At 41.3% G+C, this 13,153-nt stretch carries 11 protein-coding genes and 1 pseudogene; 11 read left to right on the top strand and 1 reads right to left on the bottom strand.

Translation table 11 applies throughout. The annotated features are described in order from the left end of the window. Nucleotides 1-108: 108 nt before the first annotated feature. The 4 genes from FR7_RS07120 to FR7_RS07135 all read left to right on the top strand — a co-directional run bounded on the left by FR7_RS07120 (nt 109) and on the right by FR7_RS07135 (nt 4,736). Nucleotides 109-2,466, top strand: coding sequence for a hypothetical protein (locus FR7_RS07120; RefSeq protein WP_007930963.1), 2,358 nt, complete (start codon nt 109-111; stop codon nt 2,464-2,466). 15 nt (nt 2,467-2,481) lie between these two features. Continuing rightward, nucleotides 2,482-3,249, top strand: coding sequence for an amino acid ABC transporter ATP-binding protein (locus FR7_RS07125; RefSeq protein ID WP_007930962.1), 768 nt, complete (start codon nt 2,482-2,484; stop codon nt 3,247-3,249). A 93-nt stretch (nt 3,250-3,342) separates the two neighbouring features. Next, entirely contained in the window at nt 3,343-4,227 is an 885-nt protein-coding gene (locus tag FR7_RS07130) for an SPL family radical SAM protein (RefSeq protein ID WP_007930961.1), read from the top strand. A gap of 137 nt (nt 4,228-4,364) precedes the next feature. Beyond that, nucleotides 4,365-4,736 (top strand): hypothetical protein, encoded by a 372-nt coding sequence (locus FR7_RS07135; protein ID WP_007930960.1) that lies wholly within the window; start codon nt 4,365-4,367, stop codon nt 4,734-4,736. 26 nt (nt 4,737-4,762) lie between these two features. On the opposite strand, the pseudogene FR7_RS23155 reads toward FR7_RS07135, so the two are convergent. Continuing rightward, nucleotides 4,763-4,876, bottom strand: a pseudogene (locus tag FR7_RS23155) (winged helix-turn-helix transcriptional regulator); the annotation flags it as partial. Nucleotides 4,877-4,980: 104 nt separating this feature from the next. Between FR7_RS23155 and FR7_RS07140 the strand changes: the two are divergent. From FR7_RS07140 to xylF, 7 genes are all read left to right on the top strand, one after another. Continuing rightward, nucleotides 4,981-5,490, top strand: coding sequence for a flavin reductase (locus FR7_RS07140; RefSeq protein WP_007930959.1), 510 nt, complete (start codon nt 4,981-4,983; stop codon nt 5,488-5,490). Nucleotides 5,491-5,831: 341 nt separating this feature from the next. Next, on the top strand, nt 5,832-6,383 hold the full coding sequence (locus FR7_RS07145; protein WP_007930958.1) for a 3D domain-containing protein: 552 nt from the start codon (nt 5,832-5,834) through the stop codon (nt 6,381-6,383). Between the two features lie 186 nt (nt 6,384-6,569). After that, on the top strand, nt 6,570-7,493 hold the full coding sequence (locus tag FR7_RS07150) for a peptidoglycan recognition protein family protein (RefSeq protein WP_007930957.1): 924 nt from the start codon (nt 6,570-6,572) through the stop codon (nt 7,491-7,493). 232 nt (nt 7,494-7,725) lie between these two features. Further along, on the top strand, nt 7,726-8,895 hold the full coding sequence (locus FR7_RS07155; RefSeq protein WP_007930956.1) for an ROK family transcriptional regulator: 1,170 nt from the start codon (nt 7,726-7,728) through the stop codon (nt 8,893-8,895). A gap of 231 nt (nt 8,896-9,126) precedes the next feature. Continuing rightward, the gene (gene xylB, locus FR7_RS07160; protein WP_007930954.1) at nt 9,127-10,617 is read left to right on the top strand and encodes a xylulokinase; all 1,491 of its coding nucleotides are present in this window, start codon (nt 9,127-9,129) and stop codon (nt 10,615-10,617) included. A gap of 43 nt (nt 10,618-10,660) precedes the next feature. Then, entirely contained in the window at nt 10,661-11,974 is a 1,314-nt protein-coding gene (xylA, locus tag FR7_RS07165) for a xylose isomerase (RefSeq protein ID WP_007930953.1), read from the top strand. A gap of 56 nt (nt 11,975-12,030) precedes the next feature. Beyond that, complete coding sequence (gene xylF / locus FR7_RS07170) at nt 12,031-13,110, top strand: D-xylose ABC transporter substrate-binding protein (protein ID WP_007930952.1); 1,080 nt, start codon at nt 12,031-12,033, stop codon at nt 13,108-13,110. The last annotated feature ends 43 nt before the right edge of the window (nt 13,111-13,153 follow it).

Consider the following 13,153-nt stretch of genomic DNA (forward strand, 5'->3'; position numbering starts at 1 on the left):
GACTAAGAAAAGAAGAACCTGCAGATACTCTTACATATCGACAGATATTCTTTATTGTAAATAAAGAAGGGATATTGAACCACAGAGCACACAGAGGGGGGAGTATAGGTGGCAGCTGTGTTAGCTAAAACATTTGTGCGTACTTTCTTTTCCAACTCTTTTAACCGAGATATTGTGATACTCTTGATTGTTAGTATTATCATTGGATCATCCTTGGCGAATCTAATCGCCATGTCAGCAAATACATATTTTTCTGCAACGATATCTACTCTTGTTGGCGACTACGGAGAATTTGATCTGCTGATTAATGTAAGAGAAGAGATGAAACAAAATGGTCAGGCTCAGATAGAAAAAGTAATTGAACAAGTTTTTCCTGGAGGAAAGATAAAAGAGGGGCCAACCTTAAATGGGCTGACCAGTTTTTTAGTGGGCTTACCAGCAGAATATAAAACAAAACAAACCTATGAAAGCATTGACAGTATTTTTGGCAGTGTTCCAGGCCGATCGGGGATTAGTATTATGACTGAACCACGAGTAACCTTAAAGGCGGTGCCAGAAGGAGCAAAAAATACAATTATTGAACAAATTATGCAGATTGATGGCGTACTATTTGCTTTTCGCGATGGCGGGTCCGTTACTGTTATTATTCAATCCATTAGTAAATCGGCTACGGTCAATGCCGAGATTGAAAAATTACTCAATCAATACCATACAATTGATATTGCATTTCCAGTTGGCAGTGAACCTGAGAACTCTATGCGCTTAGGTGAGCAGATTGCCAATGCAATACGAGATGAAAAGGGAGTTGGCTACGCTGAAAGCGTTTCCGTGGACAGCAAAAGCAGCGATATGGTGTATCTAGTGAGTTCGATGATCGAGCTAAAACGTTTTTTGACTGCTTTTGCTACCAAAGCTGCTATTACTCCAGCAGCTGGAGTTACGTTTATGCTTGGTGATATCATTGCATTTCAGGGAACGGCTGCCAGTGAGCTTGTTTCTGGTGCACCCCTGGATTCCGCAAATGTGCTAGTAAAGGTAACAATGGTAAAGAGCGGTGGCTCAGCTGAAGGGATGGTTATACAAGGTGACGGAACCCAAGCGGCCAATGGGCAAGGACATGCTGTTCTTAACAATGTTATTGGAAATCTTGTGGGAACAGCTATTTTTCATAATCCTCGTACTCAATTAGGAAATGCTTTGAAAGAAACATCGAGCTTGGTTCTTCAAATTCCCAAGATTGCTCAAGATGCTCAAAATATGACTGGCGTCGCCAATAATGCGCTGAATAGCTACAGCGGCAGTATTACTGCTGTAGAAGAGACATTAAGCAGCTTAGCTAAGGCAGAAACAACGATTGAAGCAGCAACAAGCGGTTTAGCAAAGCTCGATACCAGTGCCATTCAGCTGCAATTGACGAATTCTTCACGTGCTATGGGCAGCCTTGTCAGCACTTTGCAAATCATCCGATTATTAAATCCTGAGGTATCATCTTCTATTAACCAACTGACTGCAACACAGCAAAATCTAGTGACTCTGCAAGATACGCTGAGTGCAGTTGATAATGTGGCAGCTGATGCCCGCCGGGCACGGGCGGCTATTGATGGGATTGTAGCCAATGGCAATAGTATGGTCACTAATTTACGTACATTTGATGTGAATGGAGCTCGCCAAACCCTTAGTGAAACAGGTACTGGCATTACTAGGCTGCAGCAGTTTAACACACCCCTTATTGCAGAGCAGTTACAGTATTTAGGAGCAGCCGTTCCTAATTTGAAAGATGAGGAAATCACACGATCAGCCAATCTAATGGATCAGTTTATTGCAGGGCAGGTAATACCCAGCCAGCGTATTCAAATCCTGACAAAAAGCAATATTACGACAGACTTTGCAGGACCTATTATCTATCGGGTAGTGGGGCATAGCAATGTGTCATTATATACTTCTGCTGTGGGCATCATTGAGCCTGATCCCCGGGCCGAAGTCATGACGATTTTGATGCAGGTGAAAGCGATTTTAGCCGGCATGGTTTCGCTGATTGCTGTGATGATATTCTTGACTCTTGATCATACAGCCGTTATGACCGTCATTCGACGAAAATGGACAGTTAATCAAGCACCTCGGGCCAAAGGGCTCAGAAGAGTGGTGCAAGGTGTAAAAAATAGTTTTACTGCACCGGAATGTATCTATGGTATGGGGATTGGTGCACTATTGCTTACGGCAATGTTTGTCTTGTCTGGTGGTGGAATTCCAAATTTGCCGTGGATTGGCGTACCATTTTTAGGAGCGGTTATGGGGTTATTACTCGCTAATAATGCAGAAAAAATTAGTCCAATTGCCATTGATGAATTGACTGCCGGGGAGTCACTTGGACTATCTTTTGATGAGGTAATGCGAGAAATTGTTATACCTAGTGGGCGCCCGGGACTCTTGCAAACCATGAATCGCCGTAAAATGAAGTTTAAATAAGCTGGGTGGATTAAGATGCTTGTTATTCAAAATCTTTATAAACAATTTGGCAGTTTAGTAGCTGTTAATGAATTTAATCTTAGGGTAAAAACCGGGGAAACCGTCGTACTAATGGGACCATCTGGATGCGGGAAATCAACTGCCATTCGCACAATTAACCGTTTAGTAGAGCCGGATCGCGGCTCTATCATGCTAAATGACTCTAATATTCTTGCAATGGACCCGGATGAATTGCGGCAAGCCCGCAAACGCATTGGTTTTGTATTTCAGCATTTTAATCTGATTGGACGTTTAAGTGCCCTTGAAAATGTTATGTTAGGATTAGTGATGAGCGGCGCAGAACGGGAAAATGCTGAAAGTCGGGCAACAGAGTCGTTGCGTAAGGTTGGTTTAGATAACCATTTGGATCACAAACCAGATCAGCTGTCAGGCGGGCAGCAGCAGCGTGTGGGAATTGCCAGAGCACTGGCTTATGAGCCGGAGCTTATGCTGTGGGATGAGCCTACTGCGTCCCTAGACCCAATTCTAGTACGTGAAGTATTAGTAGTAATGGAAGAGTTAGCCCGCTATCGTGCCAGTACTATGATTGTGGTAACTCACGAATTGCCTTTTGCCCTGCGGGTGGCTGATCGAATTATACTTATGGATCATGGAAGCATTGTGGAAGAAGGCAAACCCTCACAAGTGTTTGTTAGTCCTGTCTCGGATATTGGAAAAAAGTACAAAGAATTGATTGAATACCAGATGAATACCAGTGCACAAAGCTTAGCCGGTAAGCCGTAAGAGTTTATATGTCTTACTGTCAGTCTTGCCGAAAAAGTTGCTTAATGATAAAATGAAACATGCTTTAATTTATTGTTGAAAGTGGTTTATAAAATGGAATTTATACCTGCAAAAACAATTATATCTGGTTATAATACGGGTGATAATTGGTTTGGGAAAAATTATAATATGAATATTTACAAAGGCTGCTGCCATGGGTGTATTTACTGCGACAGCCGCAGTAAATGCTATCAAGTGGAAAATTTTGATGAGGTAAGGGCAAAGGAAAATGCTCTTGCTTTAATTTCATCTGAGTTGAAATCAAAACGCAGGACTGGCGTGGTAGGGACCGGTGCAATGAGCGATCCATACAATCCTTTTGAAAAGAAATATGGTTTAACAAGAGGAGCTATAGAGTTAATTCATGCTAACCGCTTTGGTATTTGTATTGCCACCAAAAGTGACTTGATCATAAGAGATATTGACCTATTAAAATCCATAAAAAAGCATTCACCAGTGATTGTCAAGATTACCATTACCACTGTGAATGATATACTTTGTAAGAAAATAGAGCCGAATGTAGCAAACTCTTCCAGGCGTTTTTCTGTTATTAGACAGCTTGCAGAAAATGGAATTTTTACAGGAATATTACTTATGCCCGTACTTCCATTTTTAGAGGATAATGAGCATAATATCAGTGAGATGATTCGCCTTGCACATGAAAATGGAGCTAAGTTCATATATCCCTTGTTTGGAGTAACCTTAAGGCAGAATCAAAGAGAATGGTATTATCAAAAGCTTGATGAGCACTTTCCCGCTCTTCGGCAAAAATACATTAGTCAGTTTGGCAACGAATATGAATGCCCTTCGCCAAACGCAAAGCTGCTGTGGCAGTTGTTTCAAAATCAATGTAATCGATTTGGGATTCTTTATAAAATGCATGATATTATCAAAAGCTATAAAAAAGGGTATGAGGGTCAGCAGCTTTCATTGTTCTAAAAGCTAAAATAGTATAAGTCCTGCAAGAATTCAAAAAGAGATTCTGCAGGACTTTATTGTTATATTTTTTTCGTCGCAATGAAAGAAAAACTATAAATATTGGGAATCCTATAAAAAAACGAGTATGTGAGGTAATCATGTATTGTGATTTTTGTGGTAAAAAACCTTCTTATAATGCAAAATACTGTCGTTACTGTGGTCAGAAATTAAAAGAATATTTAGGTGATACGCAGCCATTGCCTGTTATCAATGAAGCAATGATGCATGGTTATAATGCTAAAACGCAAATCATGATTGCTGCACCCGAACCATGGTATAAATCAATAATTCCTAAGAAAGCAATAACCAAGCGATCTAAAGCATGGCAATTTGCATATGACTTGTTTGCTTTGGGGGTGCTTGCCGGGCTGGTATATATATTGGCAACATTTAAAACGATTCAGGAGTACCAAGGTTTAACAGCACTCTGGGGCGTACTCTGGGCCAGCTACATATGGTGGAAACGTTAAGGCACATTTGGCTTGGCAAGAATGGATTAGTCGTCTATGTGTAAGTGCCCCCATTTGCACATTTCCTCTAAAATAGGCATAAGAGATAGTCCTTTTTCCGATAGAGAATATTCTACTTTGGGTGGAATCTGATGATATTCTAGTAGCACACGAAAAGGTGCATACTATACTTCTTTATATATTTATATTATCATATATACATAAAGATTTTGTAAAGCAAAATGAAAATAAAGGAGATTATAACATGACTATATTTAATGAGATTAAACCTGAGGAATTTGAACAGAGCCCTTTCAAATTGATAGGGAAAGACTGGATGCTGATTACTGCAGAAAAAGATGGAAAGCAGAATACCATGACCGCTTCTTGGGGTGGATTTGGTGTAATGTGGGCAAAAAATGTCGCTTATATTGTGATTCGCCCACAACGTTTCACTAAAGAGTTTATCGATCAATCCGATACCTTTTCCCTTACTTTTTTTGATGAAAGTTTTAGAACAGCCTTAAGTTATCTTGGAGCAAAGTCCGGCAGAGATGAAGATAAAATAGGAAAATCGAATCTGACGGTTCTTCATGCAGATGGAATTCCGCTCTTTGAAGAAGCAAATATAGCGATTCTTTGCAAAAAATTATATGCGCAAGAATATAAACCTGAATGCTTTATAGCAAAAGATCTTAACGAAAAATGGTACCCCGATAAGGATCACCATACTTTATATATTGCAGAAGTTACTAAAATTCTTGTTAAAAAGTAATGAATACTTTGCTGGTATAAAACCCATCGCTGTTGTCTACTACATAACTTAGATACTATTCAAAAAAAACACTGGAATCTCCAGTGTTTTTTTATCAGATAAGAATTTATAAGGTTAGGGGGACGTTAACCGCAGAGGACACAGAGAGCACAGAGGTTTTTAACCTTATCTATTTTTTCTCAGTGTTCTCTGCGCCTCTGCGGTTCGGTTTACTTTCTAGGCTTTAAAGGACGCGTAGCGTTTTTTCTTATACTTTGCATTTTTGTGTTGCAATTCGTTTTTATATGTTTTTAATATTTACATTCATCTTTGGTAAATACTAATCACTAGGAGGGGATCGTATGAAAGAAAAAAAGCATTGCAAAACAAAGCGCCATTATAAGAAGATTGCAGCTGCGATTGGCAGTGCTGCTGTTGTTGCGGCTTCCATTATTCCTGGCATAGCTTCCATTCTTCCATCTTCTGGGACTACCGCACCAGAGGCATCACCTGTTACGCAAGAAGCTACGCCTCATCAGGCAGATCAGCTTGCACAAAATCAACCGTCAGAAGAAGCGGAGGCAAAGCAGGTTTTAAACATTACAGCAACTGCATATGCTCCAGGACCTCATGACAACGATCAATGGGGTAATAAGACTCATATGGGAACACAAGTCAGACCTGGTGTAATCGCGGTAGATCCTAAAGTAATTCCCCTCGGTTCACGAGTCATGATAAAATATCCTGATGGAACGAAAGAGTACGCAGTAGCAGAGGATACGGGCGGAGCGATTAAGGGGCATCGGATTGATATAGCAAAATGGACTGTAAAAGAAGCCTATCGATTTGGCATTAAACCGGTGAAAGTATATGTATTGCAGACTCCGACGCAAAACAGTAGAAATCAGGCATAATTCCATAGCCTTTCTTGCTGCACAGCAAAATAATGGGGTCTATATAATAACCTTAGCCAAATCGTTGGCTAAGGTTGTATTTTTTGCAGCAATGAGAAATTGTCACCTTGTTTTGCAATCTTACATAGGATAGAAAAGAGAGTATCTAGGAATGGGGTTTGAAAATCAGGAAGGAGGGCTCTTTTTATGTCGATTCCAAGTGAATTGCAACTGTTTTTCTGGGTCGTAGGATCTCTTCTAGCGGCAAATGTATCGATGATGGCATTTTTTGTGTTGTTTGCCAGGTTATCTGAAAGCAAGCTAAAAGGAGTGATCCGAAGGATCATTTTGGAGCTGGATGAATTTGCAGATAAAATGGAAAACAGTGAAAAACGAAATCGAGCGATACAGCAAATAAATGAACTACTAGGATGGAAAAAAATTGTAATTCCATCGGTACTCATTGGCTGGGTTATTGATATGGAGGTTGCTGCAATTCGTGAAATGCAGCAATCCATCGATTCATCTAATCGAACAGCCACAAGACAAGTAACACTGACAGAGCTGAAACAACTGGCCTCGCAGAGCAAAAACACTCTTTGGTCGGCGGCCAACAGCATGAATCGGGATGTAAAATTATATCTGCACTGGTCAGCAGGACACTATGGTCAATTTTTCGATGAGTATCATATTAATATCGACCAGGATGGCAGTATTCACGTTACTACGAATGACTTCTCGCAAATAAAATCCCATACCTATAAAAGAAATACAGCTTCCATTGGTATTTGTTTAGCCTGCTGCTACGGTGCGACGACTGAGGATTTTGGCAGTGAACCGCCAACAGCATTACAGATCGAGTCTATAAGTCAAGTGATCGCTGTGCTGTGTAAGGCACTGGATTTGACAGTTGATATTTATCGTGTTATGACCCATGCAGAAGCAGCAAACAATCTCGATGGCCTAAATCCAGGCTATGAAAGCAATGGTTATCCTGATGGGAAATATGGACCTGGTTTTAGTTGGGAGCGATGGGACTTGTGGTATATTCCCGGTGTTGCAAAAGGGGAAGGCGGCAACGTTTTGCGTGGAAAAGCAATTTGGTATCAGCATAATGGAGTAGGCTTTTAAAAGCCTACTCCCCGTTTTGGTCAAATATGTTTGCTTCGTGTTCTTCCTATTCTTCGCGTCTTCGCGTTTCAAAGGTTTTATTTTTAAAGGACGAAGTGTTTTTTACAAAAAGTTATGAAAATAAAATTAGTGAGCAGGAATCTAACGGGGATGCAGCGAAGAGAAACAACAATTAGTTTGTTTATTCAATAAACTAATTGTTGCAAATATAGGAACAGGACAGAGGATAAATATGAAAACTGCTGATCAAGTGTTAGTAAAACAGATTAATAAAATGATTGTATTAAATATCATATATAAAAAAAGACCTATATCCAGGGCAGAAATTGCGAAAGTCACCGGACTCAATAAGTCAACGGTGTCTGCTTTAGTGGATGAACTGCTTACAGAAGAGTTGGTTTTAGAAATGGGAACGGGTGAATCACAAGGCGGTCGAAAGCCAGTCAATCTTTCAATTAATAAAGAGGTTGGCAATATTATTGGTATTGATTTAGGAGTCAATTACATCTTAAGTATTATGACAAACTTTGCAGGGGAAATTATTTGGGAAAAGCGCATTGATTTGCTGCACACCCACAGTTTGCCGGGACAAAGGATTGCCGATTTGCAAACCTTAATTCAGGAAACGATTGAGAATGCATCCCAGACGGTCCGCGGTATCATTGGCATTGGAATTGGTGTCCCGGGTATTGTAAATTATGAACAGGGACTCATTTTATCGGCACCTAATTTAGGGTGGGAGAATATTGAACTTAGGTCAATTATTGAGCAGAAATTTGGCGTTCCGGTGTTTATTGATAATGAAGCCAATGCTGGTGCCATTGGGGAAAAATGGTTCGGCGCAGGGAAAAGAGCAGATGAGTTCTTATATATTAGTGCAGGCACAGGGATTGGAGCGGGGATTATTATTAATAATGAACTTTATCGCGGATCAAGGGGATTGGCGGGTGAAATTGGGCATATGACAGTCTCTCTTGATGGGGTACCTTGCTCTTGCGGCAATACAGGCTGCTGGGAAGAATATTCTTCAGAAAAGGCCCTATTCCGCTATATGAAAGAGCATATATGTGTGGAGGACCTGACCATATTCAATGTTATCGATAATGCGATTGCAGGGGACGATGTGTCTCGTAGGGCATTTGAGTATGTAGGTAAATACCTTGGTATTGGTGTGGCTAATCTAATTAATGCATTCAATCCTCAGCTTGTCATCATTGGAAATAGCCTGCCTTTAGCAGGTGATATTCTGATGGATGAATTGAGAAAAGAGGCTGGGAAACGCTGTTTTGCCTCAAAATATTTTTCGGTAAAAATACTGCCTTCTCAGCTTAATATACATGCCTGTGCAATGGGAGCTGCTGCATTGGTCATTTCCAGACTCTATGCATCACCGGTTTCATAAATATGCTTTTGGCAGCTGCTAACTAAAATATTTAGTTTTAGTTAGCAGGAATATGCATGTAAACATCGAATTAGTTTATCTGACCAACAAACAATGAAGATAATCGTATGAATGTAAGAGAGGTGATACCATTTCGCTATATTTTTTTATTTAGTTAGTTTATCGGAGCAACGAACTTATGCAGAAGTAAGGAAAAAGTTGTCGAATGATTAAAGGGGGGGATAAGGCGGAATGAGCTTTTTAGGAATTGATTTAGGCACATCTTCTGTAAAACTGCTGTTATTAAGTAAAGCGGGAAGTGTATTACGAACAGTAGCAAAAGAGTATCCTGTCTATTATCCTAAGGTCGGTTGGGCGGAACAAAGTCCTATAAATTGGTGGAATGCTGTCCGTGAAGGAATTCGGGAGATTTTGACTGAGCCTCAAGAATTACCAGATAAAGTGGAGGGAATTGGCTTAAGTGGACAGATGCATGGCTTGGTTCTGCTTGATAAAGACAATCGTGTGCTGATGCCGGCCTTATTATGGTGTGACCAACGTACTCAGGAAGAATGTGATGAGCTGAATGAAAAGTTAGGGTCAAAATTGTCCGAATATACAGGCAATAAGGCACTTACGGGATTTACCGCTCCCAAGGTTCTATGGGTAAGGAAGAATCGTCCAGAGATTTATGATCAGATTGAGCACGTCTTATTGCCCAAAGACTACATACGATGGAAATTGACAGGGGAATATGCAACAGATACATCCGATGCATCGGGAACCTTGTTTTTTGATGTAGCTCATCGTTCTTGGTCGTCAGAAATGCTTACTATTCTGGGGTTATCAGAGGAAAAAATGCCTAGATGCCATGAATCCTATGAGATAACAGGCAGTGTAACAAGGCAGGCTGCACAGGAAACGGGACTTGAAAGTGGTACGATTGTTGCCGGAGGCGGTGGTGATCAGGCGAGCGGCGCGGTAGGTACAGGTGTGGTAACGGTCGGTACGGTGTCGGTGGCATTAGGCACCTCGGGGGTGGTATTTGCCTGCCAGGAGAATTATTCTGTTGACAGCGAAAATCGCCTGCACTCTTTTTGTCATGCCAATGGAAAATGGCATGTCATGGGAGTCATGCTATCTGCTGCTTCCTGCTTGAAATGGTGGGTGGAAGAAGTCTGTCAATTAGACAATGCTGGTTATGCTGTCTTGCTGGAAGAAGCAGCAAGAGTTTCCCCTGGGAGCGAGGGACTGCTCTTTTTGCCCTATCTGATGGGTGAACGAACTCCCTATAGTGATCCAAATGCCAGGGGAACTTTTGTGGGGCTGACTATGACTCATGGTCGAGGGCATATGACTCGGGCCATTTTGGAAGGTGTCAGTTTTGGCCTGCGTGATTCCTTGGAGATCATCCGGGAGCAAAACATTCCTATTTATGAGATTCGAGTGAGCGGCGGCGGAGCGAAAAGTCTTTTATGGCGTCAAATACTGGCTGATATTTTGGGTCTGCCCATTCATGTGGTAAATTCGGTAGAAGGACCTGCTTTTGGCGCTGCCATATTGGCTGCAGTAGGAGCTGGAGAGTTTGCCGGTGTGGAAGAGGCGTGCAGCGTGATGATCAAAACCGTGGAACAAAGGGAGCCGATTGCAGCTAATAGAGAAAAATATAATTCTTTATATGAGGTTTACCATCAATTGTACGGTGCACTTCAAGATTCCTTCGAAAAACTCAGTGTGATCTAAGGATGACAGCTGCAAACTGTATATAACAACAGGAGGAGAAAAGATGGAATATTTTAGTGGGATAAAAAAAATTACCTATGAGGGTCCTAAGTCTCAAAATCCGCTGGCTTTTAAGTATTACAATCCGCAAGAATTGGTGGCCGGCAAAACCATGGAGGAGCACTTGCGGTTTTCAGTTGCTTATTGGCATACGTTTACTCATGATGGTTCCGATCCATTCGGCAGTGGGACGATGCTAAGACCTTGGGATATCTATAAAGGAATGGATAGAGCCAAAGCACGAGTGGAAGCAGCCTTTGAGCTGTTTGACAAACTGGATGTTCCTTTCTTTGCATTTCATGACAGGGATATTGCCCCGGAAGGTGCGACACTTAAGGAAACGAATGGGAATTTAGACCAGATTATTACTATGATAAAAGAATATTTGAAGACAAGTAAGGTCAAATTGCTCTGGAATACGGCGAATATGTTTACTCATCCTCGTTTTCTTCATGGTGCGGCTACTGCTTGCAATGCGGATGTATTTGCTTATGCAGCTGCTCAAGTGAAAAAAGGATTGGAAACAGGCAAGGAATTGGGAGCAGATAACTATGTATTTTGGGGCGGCCGGGAAGGTTACGTAACCTTATTGAATACGGATTTAAAGCTGGAACTGGATAATTTGGCACGATTTTTCCATATGGCGGTGGCGTATGCCAAGGAAATCGGCTTTTTCGGTCAGTTCCTAATTGAACCCAAGCCAAAAGAACCAACAAAACATCAATATGATTTTGATGCGCAAACAGCCATGGCATTTCTGCGGAACTACAATTTACAGGACGATTTCAAGATGAATATTGAAGCGAATCATGCTACGTTGGCCGGTCATACCTTCCAGCATGAATTAAGGATTAGCCGGATCAACGGTATGCTGGGATCCGTTGATGCCAATCAGGGAGATATGCTGCTAGGCTGGGATACGGATGAATTTCCCACAGACTTGTATGAAACTACGCTGGCGATGTATGAGATTCTGGAAAACGGAGGCTTGGGTAAAGGCGGTTTGAATTTCGATGCTAAGCCACGCCGGGAATCCTTTGAACCGGAAGATTTGTTTTATGCCCATATAGCCGGGATGGATACCTTTGCCAGAGGATTAAAAGTGGCTGCCAAACTAAAGGAAGATCAGGTATTTGAAAATGTAATTGGAAAACGATACAACAGCTTTAAGGAGGGGATTGGCCTTGCAATTGTAGAAGGCAAGGCAGATTTTCATATGCTGGAAGCCTATGCACTGCAGAATAAGCCAATTGTGAATCAATCGGGCCGTCAGGAACAAATCAAAGGAATCTTAAATCAGTATCTATTAGAAGTGTAATGGTTGGGAATTTGGGGAGATAGGGACTTGATTTTAATAATAGGAGGGAATAGATTGTGTTTAAGAAAAATAGTATGAGATTATTAATTACGGTGTTGGTCTGCATTACTTCTTTATTCATGATGGTCGGATGTACCAAGCAAGAAACAGCTGCTTCCAAAGACTCCTCTCAGAAAAACAAGACTGTGAAGATTGGTCTTAGTATGGATGATTTACGATTGGAAAGATGGCAGCATGACAGAGATATGTTTGTTGCCAAAGCCAAAGAACTTGGTGCAGAAGTGGTTGTCCAGTCAGCTAATGGGGATGATCAGACCCAGTTCTCACAATGCGAGAATTTAATTTCCCAGGGCGTAGATATCTTGGTCATTATCCCGCACAATGGTGATGTTTTGGCGCCGATTATCGAACAGGCCCACAAGGCTGGTATTAAAGTATTAAGTTATGACCGCCTAATTACAAAATCTGATGTAGATTACTATATTTCTTTTGACAATGTGAAGGTCGGCGAATTGCAGGCTAAAGCTATTACTGACCTGGTACCTAAAGGCAACTATTTCTTAATGGGCGGTTCTCCCGTTGACAATAATGCAAAACTCTTTCGTGAGGGGCAAATGAATGTTCTTAAACCATTCATCGATAAAGGGGATATCCAGATCGTTGGCAACCAATGGGTAAAAGATTGGCTGCCGGAAGAAGCTCTTAAGATCATGGAGAATGCACTAACGGCAAACAATAATAAGATTGATGCTGTGGTAGCATCTAATGATAGTACTGCCGGCGGTGCCGTGCAAGCTCTAGGTGCACAAAATTTAGCAGGAAAAGTACCCATATCCGGACAAGATGCTGAATTGGCTAGCTGCCAGAGAATTGTAGAAGGAACGCAGACCATGACCGTCTACAAACCTATTAAACTTCTAGCACCTTCGGCAGCGGAAATTGCGGTGAAAATTGTCAAAGGGGATCAGATCAAAACAGATGGTGTAGTCAATAACGGCAGCAAAGATGTTCCCTCTATTCTCTTGACGCCCATAGCTGTGGATGCCAAAAATATGGCGGATACGGTTATTAAAGATGGCTATAACAAATTGGAGGATGTATACAAAAACGTTCCTAAAGACAAATGGCCTAAGTAATCACTCAAATTGCAGGTGGGGTTGTATCCCACCTGCTCAATTT

It is taken from the genome of Pelosinus fermentans DSM 17108 (genome assembly GCF_000271485.2).
Classification (GTDB): Bacteria; Bacillota; Negativicutes; order DSM-13327; family DSM-13327; genus Pelosinus; species Pelosinus fermentans.